We start from the raw sequence: 14,480 nt of genomic DNA, 5'->3' as shown, positions 1-14,480 counted from the left end.
ACATTCTATCCAAGGAGGAAATGAACATGTCAAAACGTCTTCGTGTAGGAATGGTTGGATACAAATTTATGGGGAAGGCTCACAGTAATGCATATCGCAGTCTGCCGATGTTTTTCCCATCTGCTCCGTTGCAGCCCGAAATGTCGGTGATTTGTGGTCGGAATCAGGAGGGAGTTCAGGCGGCAGCAGACCAGTTCGGATGGTCGGAGAGTGTTACGGATTGGCGAGAATTGGTCAAACGGGATGACATCGATCTCATTGACATTAATGCTCCAAGTGATGCTCATAAGGAAATTGCGCTGGAGGCGGCACGTCAAGGCAAGCACTTGTTCTGTGAAAAACCCCTCGCGCTTTCGCTGACTGACTCTCGTGAGATGCTTCAGGCTGCAGAAGAGGCTGGTATAACGCATATGGTTGGTTTCAACTATCGTTTCTCTCCAGCAGTACAGCTGGCGAAGGATCTGATCGAGAGCGGACGTTTGGGCAAAATCTATCATTTCCGTGCGTTTTTCCTCCAGGACTGGATTCTGGACCCGAACTTCCCGCTCGTATGGCGTCTGCAAAAAGAAGTCGCAGGCTCCGGTTCACACGGTGACCTCGGCGCACATTTAATTGACCTCGCTCGTTTCCTCGTTGGAGAGTTCCAAGAGGTCATAGGCATGAGTGAAACGTTCATTAAAGAACGTCCGCTCGCTTCCGAGATGACAGGTCTTAGTGCCAAAGGAAGTTCGAGTGCCGATGCACCGAAAGGTGAGGTAACGGTGGATGACGCTACGTTGTTCCTGGCGAGATTCGCAGGCGGAGCACTTGGCAGTTTTGAAGCGACACGTTTTGCAGCCGGACATCGAAGCACAAATTCTTTTGAGATTAACGGCAGCTTGGGCAGTGTGCGTTTTGATTTTGAACGGATGAACGAACTAGAAGTTTATTTTACGAAGGATGACGAGGATGTCCAGGGCTTCCGCCGCGTACTCGCTACAGATCCTGCACATAAATATGCCGAAGCCTGGTGGCCTGCAGGGCATACGATTGGTTTTGAGCATACGTTTACACATGAGATGCTGGAGCTTGTCACCGCCATTTCCGAAGGACGTCAGCCGTCTCCGAACTTCCATGATGGAGTTGCGTGTCAGGCTGTATTGGAAGCGGTGGAGCGTTCGGTAACGGAGCGCCGCTGGGTAACCCTTGAAGAAATGTAACGACGTAATGTAAAAAGGTAATAACGAGATACGGAAATCAAAATCGAATGAATCGAAAGCGAGGATCTAGCAATGAAAAAAGCACTGATTGTATGGGGCGGCTGGGATGGACATGAGCCGGAGCAGGTAGCAGCCATTTTTGAACGCATTTTAAAAGAAGAGCAGTTCGAAGTCGAAGTCTCCGATACATTGGAGTCGTATGCAGATGCAGAGAAGCTACTGGGTCTGGATCTGATCGTGCCTCTATGGACGATGGGACAGATTGAGCAGGAGCTGGTGAGTAACGTTTCAGCTGCTGTGCAGAGCGGCGTAGGCCTTGCAGGTCTGCATGGCGGCATGTGTGACGCGTTCCGTAACAACGTAGACTGGCAGTTTATGACAGGGGGACAATGGGTGGCTCACCCAGGCAACGATGGTGTGGAATATATGGTGAACATGAAGCGTGGCTCTAGTCCGCTTTTTGAACATATTGAAGATTTTCAGGTGAAAAGTGAGCAGTACTACTTGCACGTTGACCCGGCTGTGGAAGTGCTGGCAACAACTCGTTTCCCTATTGTAACGGGTCCTCACGCTGCGAATGGGCCTGTCGATATGCCTGTAGCGTGGACGAAGCGCTGGGGTGCAGGACGTGTGTTTTACAATTCACTCGGACACCATGCAGACATCGTAGATATGAAACCCGTAACCGAAATGATGCGCAGTGGTTTCCTCTGGACAGCCGCAGGCAAAGAACTGGCGAAGAGCCGGACAACGGATGCAACCGAGGTTTACACAGGGATGGCAGACAACCAAACCTAGTGTTTTACATTTACAGTTAAGTATTCTCATCCATTTGTACGTTTGTAATTTCGCACTTACATGACATCCATAAGAGAACTTTAAACAACACATATCAGATCCACGGCGAAGGGAGCAAGGGCATGAAAACAATGAAAGTAGGTATTATCGGCTGTGGTAAAATCAGCGGCATCTATATGGAGAACTGTCACCGTTTCGAGGTGCTTGAGCTGGTTGCGGTCGCCGACCTGGATCGGAGTCGGGCAGAGGAGCAGGCAGCTGCCTACAACGTTCCTAACGTATACACTGTGGACGAAATGTTCGCGAGTCCCGAGATTGAACTGATCATCAATCTGACGATTCCTGCCGTTCATGCAGAAGTATGCATACGTGCGCTGGAATCAGGCAAACACGTCTATGTCGAGAAACCGCTTGCGGTTACCCGTGAAGAAGGGCAGGCTGTACTTGAAGCAGCGAAACGTAAAGGTCTGCTGGTGGGTTGCGCACCTGAAACCTTCTTTGGTTCAGGCATTCAGACGGCATTGCAACTCGTAGAGGATGGGATTATCGGCAAGCCGGTAGCGGCAACAGCTTTCATGATGAGTCGGGGACATGAGTTCTGGCATCCCGATCCGGAGTTCTATTATGCAAGCGGTGGCGGGCCAATGTTTGATATGGGACCTTATTATCTGACTGCACTTGTTCAGTTGCTGGGACCGATTAAGTCCATTGCGGGAATGACGGGTAAAGCGATGACAGAACGAACCATTACGAGTGAGAAAAAGAGAGGCCAGATCATTCCCGTTGACATTCCAACACATGTCACCGGTCTGCTGCAATTTGAACAGGGAGCCATCGGTACGCTGATTACAAGCTTTGATGTATTTGGCGGAAGTTCGTTGCCACCGATTGAGATATACGGTACTCATGGTACACTGCAAGTGCCTGATCCGAATACTTTTGGCGGTCCGGTACGTTATCGTCTGATAGGTGAACACGAATGGACAGAAGCTCCGTTGCTTCCTGGGTATCAGGAAAATACGCGTGGTATCGGCGTGGCGGATATGGCCTATGCTGCACACAGTGGCCGCGCACACCGAGCCAGCGGCGAACTGGCTTATCATGTGCTCGAAGCGATGTGGGCATTCCATGACTCATCGGATGAACAGACCTTTTATAAAATGCAGAGTACATGCCAGCGTCCAGCGGCACTGCCAGTGAATTTGCCACTTTATACGTTGGATCAGTAAATAAGCTTAAATAAACTTACGATCAATAGCACGTTCAACATAATGAAATAACCTCTGTCCAAGAAATAGGGACAGAGGTTATTTTGTATGCCAAGTGTTTCGTATTCGATACTAATTGAGAATACAATTATGGTTTACGAGCTTTTAGCGAAATAGTTATCCGAAAATAGTTTTCCAATCAAGGCTCAAATCCGGCCTGACTAATATAGATTTCATTTTCTGAAAAACTGGCCCTCATACGCTCAACAACCGTTTGGTAGGCATCGGGTTGATACCAGTGCTGCATTCCGATCTCTTGATAAAGATTCTCTACCCCAAGTCTTCGGGTTCGTTTGCCTTCGCTACCGTCACCCATAAAATAATCATCAATACATACTCGCTGAACGAGCGGCCGGAGCGTAGAGGCAAACTGTTCACTACTCGGCAACACAGGGGCTATGGCGACCTGTGTAGGAATACCAGCATCTCTCAGTTGCTTAAGTGCATGCAGGCGGCCTGCAATGGGCGGCGCAAAGGGGGTAAAGTGCTTGCGTACATCATCTTGATCCGTTTCAACCGTCATGCTCACCCGCACACGTTCACCAAGCTGATGCAGGATATCGATATCCCGCGTTACAAGCGGGCTACGGGTCTGCACCAATACAAAATCCGGCGGATACAGCAACATGGTTTCGAGCAAAGAACGTGTAATTTGTTCCTGAGCTTCGACGGGTTGATACGGGTCGGTGCTGGACGACATGAAGATGGTTACTTTGCCTTTCTTACGGGCGCGCTGCATTTCTTTGGCGAGGATGCCGGAGGCTTCTTTTTTCACATCAACCCAGCTTCCCCAGTCTTCCTTACGAAATAAGGAAACAGGCATCTGCCTGACGTAACAGTATGAACATGCAAAGGTACAGCCCGTGTACGGGTTTAAGGTGTGGGTGTAACCACCCAGGAAGCCGCTCCCTTTGTTTAATAACGTTTTGGGGAGTTTATAGGCTAGTTGTATTTTCATGGGTTGTCATGCCTTTCCCTATAATGTGAAGGAGTAACTCCCGTGTGCTTTCGAAAGACGGAAATGAAATAAGCCGAATTGGATATACCGACTTGGCGTGCGATCTCGGTGACGGTTAGATGTGTATGTTGAAGCAGGTTTTGTGCTTCGTTTATCCGCTTGGTCTGAATGTATTGGACGGGAGTTAGACCCGTAATGCGTTTGAAAACCCGATGCAGGTGGTATGGACTCCCGTGGCTTGCAGCAGCAAGTACATCCAGCGTTAACGGTTCGGCGTAATGTTTCCCGATATACTCAGTCACCCCGTGAATCCACTCCTGATCTGGCACACGTTCTCCCGTAGGTTTACAGCGCTTGCAAGGTCTGAACTTGTGAGCCAGGGCTTGCTCCGCATTTTGAAAAATCAGCACATTGTCCGATTTGGGTGCTCTCGATTTACATGAGGGGCGACAGAAAATGCCAGTTGTTTGTACCGCGTAGAAAAAAGTACCATCGTACTTGTCGTCATTTTGCATGATCGCATCCCAGTACTCATGAGGAATCCCTGAAGGCGGGTTATCATGTTGCAGTGTTCGTTTCATAGTCTCACCTCTATTAAAATTATACACCGCATGATCTGGAAATCACGAAGTTTTGATTGAAATCGCAAGATATCAATATAACCGCAATTTATTAAATGAAGTTCTTTTTTTATTATTAGAAGACAAAAGTTTGGTGAGTTCCTTACTCATTGATGTTTTCAATTTTCAAAGCGGTTCTAAGAGGCGGATTGGATTCATATTGGTTAAGGTCAGTAGTGATTCTCACTTTTTGTCCTACTTCAATCGACTCATAATTTTCTTTATCGAGGGAATAAAATGCAGCTTCTTGATCTTGTGCTAGTTGTGCAAATTTCTCGGGATTTCCATTTTCCAAATCTTCCTTACTTATATTTTGGAGCATAAGAAATCTATACTTATCATGCTTAACTTCTTTATAAACGACAGTACCCTCGTAAATTGGATAATTTGTATTTTCTTCTTTGTTAGAGCAACCTGTAAATACAATCATACTACTGATAATAAATAGTATTGCTTTTTTCATGATAGACCTCCTTCAACGTGATATGAAGTTGCTTACTTGTATTCCATTTATAATCTAGCTTAGTAWATAGATTAATCCAGCAACTGCAAACGAACAGATACCTGCGAAAGTAGACCATTTAGCAACTTCCTTCTTTATTTCACGGTCTTCCTTGGATTCTGAATGAAAATTACCTCTTTGTTGGTAACCCGTTGTCCAGGCTCCAATGCAAAGTCCAGAAACAAAAATGAGAATGATCCCTAGATAAATAAAAAAATTCATATTGCATCTCCTTCCCAAAAATCCTAATTGTTATTAAAACGTTTATTAAAGGGAAACGTTGCAAGCGAATTAGCTAAGTTCTATTCACGTTAACCCCCAGAACTAACAAAGATAAGCCTAATGAAGTATAACTTCTACCCAGAACACTGCAATGAACAGATTCCACTGATATTGTGAAAAATACATGAGATTCAATCGCTCTGCACTATGTGAAATTAGCTCTTTCTTCATTCCTGCTGAAATATACGCTACAATATAAAGGACAGGTCATCTATATAGCATTGATCATTCTGATCGCCTGACCCAATAACAATTTACAGATATTAGGACGTGTCTTGAAACCTACTGAAGTGCATCTTTTACCGCCTTTTCGCCCCATGCTGCGTTAGTTTCCCTTGACGTGCCCCGGCACGCCTGCAGAAAACTTCCTTGCTTGGAACGAAAATTCAACAAAATCTGCTTGCTTCAGCGTTTTCAGACACGACCTAGTCATAGACGAAAGAGGTAGATAGAGATGGTTCGATTCGGTGTAGTAGGTACCAACTGGATTACAGAAAGACTGCTGGAATCTGCTGTTCAAGTTGAGGGTTTTCAGCTTACGGCGGTATTTTCACGTACAGAAGATAAGGCTAATGCGTTTGCAGACCGTTATGATGCAGCCTATCGCTTCACGGATCTGGAGGAGATGGCCGCCAGCGACACGCTGGATGCGGTATACATTGCCACGCCAAATACACTGCATGCGCAGCAGGCAGAGCTATTCCTGAGAAACGGCAAGCATGTATTGTGTGAAAAACCTTTGGCGGCTAATGCCGCAGAAGTAAACAGCATGATCGAGACAGCGCGGCAGCATAATGTTCTGCTGATGGAAGCGATGAAGTCCACTCTTGTTCCCGTGTTTAAAAGTGTAGAGCAGCATTTGCCTAAAATCGGCCCTGTTCGCAAGTACATAGCGGGTTATTCGCAGTATTCATCGCGTTACGATAAGTACAAGGAAGGCATCGTGTTGAACGCATTCAAGCCTGAGCTCGCTAATGGGGCACTAATGGACCTGGGTGTGTATTGTTTATATCCGCTCATCACGTTATTTGGAGCGCCGAAGCAGGTTCAAGCCCAAGCGATGATGCTGGAGTCCGGTGTGGACGGGCAAGGCAGTGTGCTTCTGAATTATGACGGAATGGATGCTGTCGTAACGTACTCCAAAATTGCCAATTCGCATGTGCCTAGTGAAATAATGGGTGAGCGCGGCAGCATCATCATTGACAAGATCGGTTCGCCTGAACATGCCGAGATCCGTTACAATGATGGAACCGTAGAGGTACTAACAGTGGAACAGGAACATTCTGCGATGTATTATGAGGTAGAGGAGTTCGTAAATCTAGTTCAGCAGGGGAAAATAGAATCCGATATGAACACATATGAACGTTCTTATCAAACGATGCAGGTGATGGATCAGATCAGACAGCAGATTGGTCTTGTTTTCCCCAACGATTAAACGAAACAGTATACGAGGAAGGAAGCGAAAGAGATGAGCCGAGAAGAGCAGAGGATCGTGAATGGTCAGGAGAACAGAGAAGAACGAGAACGTTCAGAAGACAGCATAAAAATGAAGATGAAGCACATCAAACAGTCGCAACAGTATGAAGAGAGCGGCCTGGAGCTATCACAGATTGTTTTTATAGGAAGAACATTTGAGGAATATATGCGCATGTTTGATCTGACTGCGGATGAGCTTGTTGGCCAGACGATCCTGGACTGTCCCGGAGGAGCATGTTCTTTCAGCAGCCAGGCGCGGAAACATAGGGCTCATTCTGTGGTAGCAGATATCGTTTACCAGTATGGAATAGATGAGCTTGAAACGAAGGGATTTCATGACATTGAACATACGATGCAACAGATGCACACCGTTCAAGAAAAGTATGTATGGGATCAATTCGGATCAATTGCAGGATTGAAGCAGGAACGATTGCGTGCCATTACAGATTGTGTGGAGGATATGAGACATCATCCGGAATGTTATGTGCCCACCGTATTACCTGAGTTGCCTTTTGGCGATGATCAGTTTGATCTGACCTTATCCGCACATTTTTTGTTCACCTACGCAGATCGGTTAAGTTTTGATTTTCATGTTCAGACGTTGCTGGAGATGTTACGTGTGACAAGAAATGAGATTCGTATCTTTCCAACAGTGGATTTGTCAGGCAAGCGTTATAAGCATATGGATGAACTGATGTCATTTTTGGAAAAAAGGGGATATATTCTATCTGAGGTCAGAACATCTTATGAATTTCAACGCAATGCTCATACCATGCTTCGGATAATCAAGCCGTCATTATAGATTAAGATTGGAGAGGACAACATGAAAAAAGTTCTTATCCTCGGAGGTACGCGTTTCTTCGGTAAACGTCTGGTGGATCATTTGTTATGGGAAGGTAAATCAGAGATTACGGTGGCTACACGCGGACAAGCGGAGGTGGATTTTGGAGCGGAAGTGAAACGGTTCCGGATGGATCGGGAAGATCCTCAGTCTGTAGCCGAAGCCGCACAGTTGGATGAATGGGATGTCGTTTACGATAATATCTGTTACTCTCCCAACGAAGCGAGAGCTGCTTGTGAAGCGTTTGCCGGACGTACCAAAAGATATGTGTTAACCTCCACACTTTCAGTTTATGGGGAACCGAGAGAAGGTTTTAAGGAGACGGATTTTGATCCGTATACTTATCCATTACAGTATGGCAATAAGGAAGACTTTGACTATGGTGAAGGCAAACGGCTTGCAGAAGCAGTCTTTTTTCAAACAGCCACCTTCCCGGTAGCGTCGATGCGCATCCCCATTGTGCTTGGAATGGATGATTATACGAGAAGGCTCCATTTCCATATCAAACATGTGCAACAGGGAAAACCGATTGGTATGCCGAATCCCGAAGCGGAGATTGGATTTATTCATTCGACCGAAGCTGCAAGATTTCTCGCTTGGCTTGGACATGCTTCGTTGACTGGTCCTGTGAACGCGGCGTCCAAGGGTTCGATTACACTGACAGCAATGATGCATCTGATTGAAACGGTGACAGGGATGCAGTCTCAGATTCTGAAGCAAACGGTTGATGAGGACATGTCGCCTTTCGGAGTGCAGCAGTCATGGACGATGGATACATCTAAAGCGGAGCAGGCCGGATATACGTTTGAAGCCCTTATGGACTGGTTGCCAGGTCTTGTGCGTGAGATTGCACTCGCTTTGCAGTCAGAACGATAAACGAGCCAAGAGGTGCTAATGAAAACAGGATGAACCAGAGAAGTGATCTCCGGAACGTCCTGTTTTTTGTGTTTTTTTTAAGAAGATATCAGGTGGTAGGCGGCGCCGAAGCAGAAGTGCGTATTCGCAGCTCGGACGGCAAAATGATCGTTTCATTGTCAGAAGACAGTTTCCCTTCAATTCGATTCATTAACATCTGCATTCCCTGATATCCGAATTCGTACGCAGGCTGTGCAATAACGGTCAGGAATGGGTCAAAGGCAGAAGCCAGATCAAGGTCATCAAAGCAAACGACAGAAATGTCCTCGGGGACCCTAAGTCCTCGTTTACGCAGCAACCGGATAACCCCGATCGCCAGCATGTTGTTTGCCGCAAAAATAGCAGTAGGCTGCCGTGGCCGAGAGAGTAGATGTTCCAACCCCTCATCATCACTGAAATCCCGATAGCCAGTACGAAGCACCAGCGAGGGATCAGGAACAATTCCGGCTTCCCGAAGTCCTTCGATATAGCCTTCTTCCCGCAGTCTGGCAGTTGAAACTTCTGAAGAACCGTTGACAAGAGCAATATGTTCATGCCCCAGATTAATGAGGTAACGCATGAGTTCTAATGCGCCTTCAAGGCTGTCTCCAGCAATTACGTCGGAAGTGATACCCGGTACGGTGCGATCCAAAAACACAAATGGGATGTTTCGAGCTTGAAGGTGCTGAAGATGGGTGAGGGAACGGTCTCCGGCAGGTGCAAAGAGCACACCATCCACCCGAGTTGACAGAACGGCCTCTACATACTCTTTTTCTTTTCGATAATCCTCGTCACTGTTGCCAAATAAAACGCGGTAACCCCGAAGATGTGCGGCATCTTCAGCACCTCGGGCAAGCGTTGTATAGAAAGGGTTGGTAATGTCGGTAATCAAAAGAGATAACATATGTGTACGTTGTAATACCAGACTTCGTGCATTGGAGTTCGGAATGTAACCCAGTTCATCAATGACCTCTTGCACACGCTCGCGTGTCGCAGCACTGATTCGACCTGTGTGATTAATGACTTTGGAGACCGTCATGGCGGAGACATTCGCTTTTTTGGCTATATCATAGATTGTAATCAATGGAATCGAACCTTTCACAACATAGTCTTTTCATTCTATAGGATAAAGGTGATTGACAGCAAGATAGGTGAATGTTATGTTAGGGTTACCGATAACCCTGTATAATTTTTCAACAATTCGATTTCAAATTACATGATCATTTCGGTTGAATCAAATACTTTTATAGATTATTTCTAGAAGATATACCCACAGGATCGTTTATACACTCGATACACAGCCGTTCTCGTTGTTTTTCATGGTTGATCATTGTCCACCAAAGGTGCAGTGAATGACATTTTATGATGATAAATGAGAGCGGTTTATTTTTTAAATAAATGTAAACGCATTCATTATTTTTAACAAGTATGGTTATCGGCAGATGTTCACCCGCTAGTCTGATTTGATTCCTTTTCTATTGTCGCTCATCGTTCAGTCAGAATATTCTCAATATCATAGGCATGTCTTGATATGCACTAAAAGGAGGACGTTCTCGCATGACTCATCAGGATTATCGTTATCATCAGGCATTTCCCAAGATTGGTATCCGCCCCACAATAGATGGCAGACGCAAAGGTGTGCGTGAGTCATTGGAAGAACAAACGATGCGCATGGCAACGTCGGTAGCTGAGTTGATCTCATCCGAACTTCGTTATGCCGATGGTTCGCCCGTCGAATGCGTAGTTGCCGAGACCTGTATCGGTGGCGTTGCCGAAGCAGCAGCCGCTGCGGCGCTGTTCAGCAGGTCCAATGTGGGTGTTACGATTACGGTAACGCCTTGCTGGTGTTATGGTACGGAAACGATGGATATGTCACCGTCTATTCCAACGGCCATCTGGGGTTTTAACGGCACGGAGCGGCCAGGAGCAGTATATTTGGCTGCCGTGCTCTCTGCCCATGCACAGAAGGGCATTCCGGCGTTTGGCATCTATGGTGAAGATGTTCAGGACGGCGGTGACACTACGATTCCAGATGATGTGCGTCACAAGTTGCTCCGGTTCAGTCGAGCTGGGCTTGCGGCAGCCACGATGAAAGGGCAGGCGTATCTGTCCATTGGCTCCGTGTCGATGGGAATTGCCGGTTCCATCGTGAATGATTCTTTTTTCCAGGAATATCTGGGCATGCGAAACGAATATGTGGATATGAGCGAATTGACACGGCGTATAGAAGAAGAAATCTATGATCCAGAGGAATACAAGCTGGCTCTGGCGTGGGTAAAGGAGAACTGTAGTGAAGGTCCGGATAACAATCCGGAGCATCTTCAGTCTGATCGAAAACGTAAAGATGATGAATGGGAAACCGTTGTTAAAATGACCCAAATCGTACGTGATCTGATGGCTGGTAATCCGAAGCTTGCTGCACTTGGATATGAAGAAGAGGCCATGGGACATCATGCCATTGTATCTGGTTTCCAAGGCCAGCGGCAATGGACAGATCATGCACCTAATGGAGATTTTCTGGAGTCCATACTGAACTCCACGTTTGATTGGAACGGCAAGCGCGCGCCCTATCTAGTGGCTACGGAGAATGACAGTCTAAACGGTGTATCCATGTTGTTTGGGTCACTACTTACTCATACGGCTCAAATTTTTGCAGATGTAAGGACGTATTGGAGTCCTGATTCAGTGAAACGAGTGACTGGACATCAACTGGAGGGGCACGCTGCAGCGGGCATTTTACATTTGATCAACTCCGGTTCTGCTGCCCTCGATGGAACGGGGGAGCAATCGAAAGATGGCAAGCCTGTTCTCAAACCTTTTTGGGATATCACGGATGAAGAAGTGCAGCATTGCCTGAAAGCAACCTCATGGAGACCCGCTTCCGTTGAATATTTCCGCGGAGGAGGATACTCGGCTGACTTTCTGACCAAGGGCGGTATGCCTGTGACTATGACCCGTTTGAATTTAGTTAAAGGATTGGGACCGGTGCTGCAGATTGCTCAAGGTTATACGGTGGATTTGCCAGAGAATGTTCATGACACGCTGGACCAGCGAACCGATCCAACATGGCCTTCGACCTGGTTTGCACCAATTCTCACGGGCTCAGGAGCGTTTACTTCGGTGTATGAGGTGATGAATCAATGGGGAGCTAACCATGGTTCAATCTCGTATGGACATATCGGTGCTGATTTGATTACGTTGGCATCAATGCTGCGTATACCCGTTAATATGCACAATGTACCTGAGACAGATATTTTCCGTCCGCGGGCATGGGGACTGTTTGGCACAAGTGAGCCGGAGAGTGCCGATTATCGTGCTTGCAGCGTATTTGGACCGTTGTATCGTTGAGACGCTAAGTGAAGGAGGCTATCACATGGGGAATCAGGCTGCACATGTACTTGCTGCTGATTTCGGTGCCGGTAGCGGTCGAGTTGTTCGGGGGTCGCTAGACGGGAACAGACTGATGCTGCATGAGGTTTATCGCTTTCCCAATGATCCGGTTCAGCTTCGGGATGAATTGCACTGGGATTTCCTTCGTTTATACCACGAGCTAAAACAAGGGATACGCAAAGGTACTGAAGGCGTATCAGCACAGGTGAGTTCCATTGCTGTGGATACCTGGGGCGTCGATTACGGGCTGATCGATGGTGCGGGAAAATTACGTAGAAATCCGCGTCATTATCGGGATGCACGTCATGCGAAATCCATGAACGATGTGCTTTCGAAGGTCAGTGAACAAGAGTTGTATTCGATGTCGGGGGTGCTTCCTCAACAAATCAATACGATATTTCAGTTGTTTGGTCACCTTCAGGACAGTGTAGCGGCTGCAGATGCTGACACACGTCTATTATTCATGCCGGATCTGTTTCACTATTATCTGTCCGGTGAACAAGCATGTGAGTATACGATAGCAAGTACAAGTGGTTTGCTTCATAGCGGGGAATCCAGATGGAATGAATCGTTAATAACTCGTCTGGGGTTACCTGCATCGTTATTTCCACGGTTAGTTCAACCAGGTACTGTGCTTGGTCATTTGACAGATGACCTGGTTCGAGAATTGCATACTGGTCCTATGAAAGTCGTATCCGTTGGTTCACATGATACAGCTTCAGCACTGGCGGCGATTCCGGCGACTGGAACGGACTTTGCTTTTATCAGTTGCGGAACATGGTCCCTTATGGGGATGGAGCGCGAAACTCCTATATTAAGTGATCTGAGCCGTGAGCTTGGTTTTACGAATGAAGGAACCGTGAGTGGTAAGGTAAGAACATTGAAAAATCGCTCAGGCTTGTGGTTGCTTCAGGAGTGTAAACGTCAGTGGGAACGGGAAAATCGATTCTATTCCCATGAAGAGTTAATCCAGTTTGCCGCTTCAGCACGTCCGCATCAATCTATGATATCGCCGGGAGACGAGGTTTTCATGGGCCCTGGGAATATGCCCGAACGAATTCGGCTATATTGCGAGCACACCAGCCAGACTGCTCCTGAAAGTACAGGAGCCATCGTTCGCTGTATATTGGAAAGTCTGGCAATGGAGTTCCGGCAGACGCTCGATGAACTTGAACAGATTACGGGCATAAGACCTCCTAGCATTCATATGGTTGGCGGTGGTGTGCACAATCGCCTGCTCTGTCAGTTTACTGCAAACGCTACAGGTCTTCCGGTTATTGCAGGACCCGTTGAGGCATCTTCGGCTGGCAACTGCCTGCTTCAGTACGTAGCTCTTGGTGAAGTAGGCGGTTTGTCCGAGATTCGTGACATTGTTTCGGCTTCATTTAAACCGGAGATGTATACACCTCAAGAGTCAGATAGGTGGCAGGAAGCTTACGGTAAGTACCGACAACTAAATCGATTGAAACAACAGCAGCAGTAAAGAAAGCGGGAGAAAACATGTCTGAACAGCAGATTAGAGAAGAACTAACTAAATATGCGCGTAAGGCGGTAGCTCAAGGGCTTGTTGTTGGGCCAGGAGGCAATATTAGCGCACGCTCGGGTGGTACGATGCTTTTATCTCCAAGCGGCTTCGCTCTGGAGGAACTGGAACCGGATGAATGGATTGCTATAGATATTGAGACAGGAGAGACGCAAACAGGAGCCAATCGTCCTTCGTCTGAAGTGCTGATGCATCTGTTTAGCTATCGCACGAAGTCAGATATTCAGGCTATTGTGCATACGCACCCGGCGTATACGATAGCCCTCAGTCTTGTTTTTAACCATCTTCCGCATCTCTTCCCGGATCAGTCTGCTTTGGTTGGAGATATCGGATTTGTGCCTTACGTGCTACCAACGACGAAGCTTCTTGCCGATGCGGTGGCTGCCAAGGTGAGCGAACATTCTGCGCTTATTCTGGTCAATCATGGACTGGTAACGACAGGTAAAAATCTGCGTGAAGCCTATTACCGGACACAAGTGGTAGAGGAAAGTGCGAAGGTATACATGATTGCCAAGGCTGCAGGCGAACCTAAAATATTGACTGATGCAGAATATAAAGAAATTCAATCCCTTGAGAGCGAAGCTTATCGAGTTCAGCTATTACAACAACTCAAATCCTGATCTAACATGGAGATCAAAGAAGGATAATCAATGCAGATGTAAGGGAGGCACTAAAGGATATGAGCGTCGTCAAAATGTGACAGGAGTCA

14 protein-coding genes are annotated in these 14,480 nt (G+C 46.9%); 9 read left to right on the top strand and 5 right to left on the bottom strand.

Annotation, left to right across the window (positions count from 1 at the left end):
• The first annotated feature begins 26 nt into the window (after nt 1-26).
• The 3 genes from AB4Z30_RS13980 (at nt 27) to AB4Z30_RS13970 (ending at nt 3,226) form a co-directional block, all read left to right on the top strand.
• Entirely contained in the window at nt 27-1,199 is a 1,173-nt protein-coding gene (locus AB4Z30_RS13980) for a Gfo/Idh/MocA family protein (protein WP_441927295.1), read from the top strand.
• Between the two features lie 72 nt (nt 1,200-1,271).
• Entirely contained in the window at nt 1,272-1,997 is a 726-nt protein-coding gene (locus AB4Z30_RS13975; protein WP_441927293.1) for a ThuA domain-containing protein, read from the top strand.
• A 122-nt stretch (nt 1,998-2,119) separates the two neighbouring features.
• Complete coding sequence (locus AB4Z30_RS13970; RefSeq protein WP_441927291.1) at nt 2,120-3,226, top strand: Gfo/Idh/MocA family protein; 1,107 nt, start codon at nt 2,120-2,122, stop codon at nt 3,224-3,226.
• 178 nt (nt 3,227-3,404) lie between these two features.
• Here AB4Z30_RS13970 and AB4Z30_RS13965 read toward each other — a convergent pair whose 3' ends face one another.
• The 4 genes from AB4Z30_RS13965 to AB4Z30_RS13950 all read right to left on the bottom strand — a co-directional run bounded on the left by AB4Z30_RS13965 (nt 3,405) and on the right by AB4Z30_RS13950 (nt 5,567).
• Nucleotides 3,405-4,223, bottom strand: a complete 819-nt coding sequence (locus AB4Z30_RS13965) for an SPL family radical SAM protein (RefSeq protein WP_441927288.1) — start codon at nt 4,221-4,223, stop codon at nt 3,405-3,407.
• The gene (locus AB4Z30_RS13960; protein WP_441927286.1) at nt 4,220-4,804 is read right to left on the bottom strand and encodes a bifunctional transcriptional activator/DNA repair enzyme AdaA; all 585 of its coding nucleotides are present in this window, start codon (nt 4,802-4,804) and stop codon (nt 4,220-4,222) included. The genes AB4Z30_RS13965 and AB4Z30_RS13960 overlap by 4 nt, the downstream gene beginning before the upstream one ends.
• A 142-nt stretch (nt 4,805-4,946) precedes the next feature.
• The gene (locus AB4Z30_RS13955) at nt 4,947-5,306 is read right to left on the bottom strand and encodes a DUF3221 domain-containing protein (protein WP_441927284.1); all 360 of its coding nucleotides are present in this window, start codon (nt 5,304-5,306) and stop codon (nt 4,947-4,949) included.
• Nucleotides 5,307-5,360: 54 nt separating this feature from the next.
• A complete protein-coding gene (locus tag AB4Z30_RS13950) occupies nt 5,361-5,567 on the bottom strand; it encodes a DUF5316 family protein (protein WP_441927282.1) in 207 nt (68 codons plus the stop codon).
• 514 nt (nt 5,568-6,081) lie between these two features.
• Between AB4Z30_RS13950 and AB4Z30_RS13945 the strand changes: the two genes are divergently transcribed.
• From AB4Z30_RS13945 to AB4Z30_RS13935, 3 genes are read left to right on the top strand one after another with little or no spacing between them, the layout of a single operon-like run.
• Nucleotides 6,082-7,062, top strand: a complete 981-nt coding sequence (locus AB4Z30_RS13945) for a Gfo/Idh/MocA family protein (RefSeq protein WP_441927280.1) — start codon at nt 6,082-6,084, stop codon at nt 7,060-7,062.
• Between the two features lie 33 nt (nt 7,063-7,095).
• A complete protein-coding gene (locus AB4Z30_RS13940) occupies nt 7,096-7,905 on the top strand; it encodes an SAM-dependent methyltransferase (RefSeq protein ID WP_441927278.1) in 810 nt (269 codons plus the stop codon).
• 21 nt (nt 7,906-7,926) lie between these two features.
• Entirely contained in the window at nt 7,927-8,820 is an 894-nt protein-coding gene (locus AB4Z30_RS13935; protein ID WP_441927276.1) for an NAD-dependent epimerase/dehydratase family protein, read from the top strand.
• 88 nt (nt 8,821-8,908) lie between these two features.
• Here the strand turns inward: AB4Z30_RS13935 and AB4Z30_RS13930 are convergent, their stop codons facing one another.
• Nucleotides 8,909-9,922 (bottom strand): LacI family DNA-binding transcriptional regulator, encoded by a 1,014-nt coding sequence (locus tag AB4Z30_RS13930; protein ID WP_441927575.1) that lies wholly within the window; start codon nt 9,920-9,922, stop codon nt 8,909-8,911.
• Between the two features lie 473 nt (nt 9,923-10,395).
• Here AB4Z30_RS13930 and AB4Z30_RS13925 point away from each other — a divergent pair, with 473 nt between their 5' ends.
• Genes AB4Z30_RS13925 through AB4Z30_RS13915 form a run of 3 tightly spaced genes read left to right on the top strand, consistent with a single transcriptional unit; the run spans nt 10,396 to nt 14,391 of the window.
• Nucleotides 10,396-12,186 carry an L-fucose isomerase gene (locus tag AB4Z30_RS13925; protein ID WP_441927274.1) on the top strand — a complete coding sequence of 597 codons (1,791 nt, stop codon included), beginning with the start codon at nt 10,396-10,398 and terminating at the stop codon, nt 12,184-12,186.
• 25 nt (nt 12,187-12,211) lie between these two features.
• The gene (locus AB4Z30_RS13920; protein WP_441927272.1) at nt 12,212-13,711 is read left to right on the top strand and encodes a rhamnulokinase; all 1,500 of its coding nucleotides are present in this window, start codon (nt 12,212-12,214) and stop codon (nt 13,709-13,711) included.
• 17 nt (nt 13,712-13,728) lie between these two features.
• Complete coding sequence (locus AB4Z30_RS13915) at nt 13,729-14,391, top strand: class II aldolase/adducin family protein (RefSeq protein ID WP_441927270.1); 663 nt, start codon at nt 13,729-13,731, stop codon at nt 14,389-14,391.
• The last annotated feature ends 89 nt before the right edge of the window (nt 14,392-14,480 follow it).

Source organism: Paenibacillus sp. 2TAF8 (genome assembly GCF_052114825.1).
GTDB lineage: Bacteria > Bacillota > Bacilli > Paenibacillales > Paenibacillaceae > Paenibacillus.
This window is presented reverse-complemented; position numbering and strand designations above follow the sequence as displayed.

Bases quoted from the DNA above. Each gene is read 5' to 3' on its own strand.
- AB4Z30_RS13915 (WP_441927270.1), top strand. From the start codon at position 13,729: ATGTCTGAACAGCAGATTAGAGAAGAACTAACTAAATATGCGCGTAAG.
- AB4Z30_RS13970 (WP_441927291.1), top strand. From the start codon at position 2,120: ATGAAAACAATGAAAGTAGGTATTATCGGCTGTGGTAAAATCAGCGGC.
- AB4Z30_RS13975 (WP_441927293.1), top strand. From the start codon at position 1,272: ATGAAAAAAGCACTGATTGTATGGGGCGGCTGGGATGGACATGAGCCG.
- AB4Z30_RS13965 (WP_441927288.1), bottom strand. From the start codon at position 4,223: ATGAAAATACAACTAGCCTATAAACTCCCCAAAACGTTATTAAACAAA.
- AB4Z30_RS13945 (WP_441927280.1), top strand. From the start codon at position 6,082: ATGGTTCGATTCGGTGTAGTAGGTACCAACTGGATTACAGAAAGACTG.
- AB4Z30_RS13940 (WP_441927278.1), top strand. From the start codon at position 7,096: ATGAGCCGAGAAGAGCAGAGGATCGTGAATGGTCAGGAGAACAGAGAA.
- AB4Z30_RS13920 (WP_441927272.1), top strand. From the start codon at position 12,212: ATGGGGAATCAGGCTGCACATGTACTTGCTGCTGATTTCGGTGCCGGT.
- AB4Z30_RS13980 (WP_441927295.1), top strand. From the start codon at position 27: ATGTCAAAACGTCTTCGTGTAGGAATGGTTGGATACAAATTTATGGGG.
- AB4Z30_RS13960 (WP_441927286.1), bottom strand. From the start codon at position 4,804: ATGAAACGAACACTGCAACATGATAACCCGCCTTCAGGGATTCCTCAT.
- AB4Z30_RS13955 (WP_441927284.1), bottom strand. From the start codon at position 5,306: ATGAAAAAAGCAATACTATTTATTATCAGTAGTATGATTGTATTTACA.
- AB4Z30_RS13925 (WP_441927274.1), top strand. From the start codon at position 10,396: ATGACTCATCAGGATTATCGTTATCATCAGGCATTTCCCAAGATTGGT.
- AB4Z30_RS13935 (WP_441927276.1), top strand. From the start codon at position 7,927: ATGAAAAAAGTTCTTATCCTCGGAGGTACGCGTTTCTTCGGTAAACGT.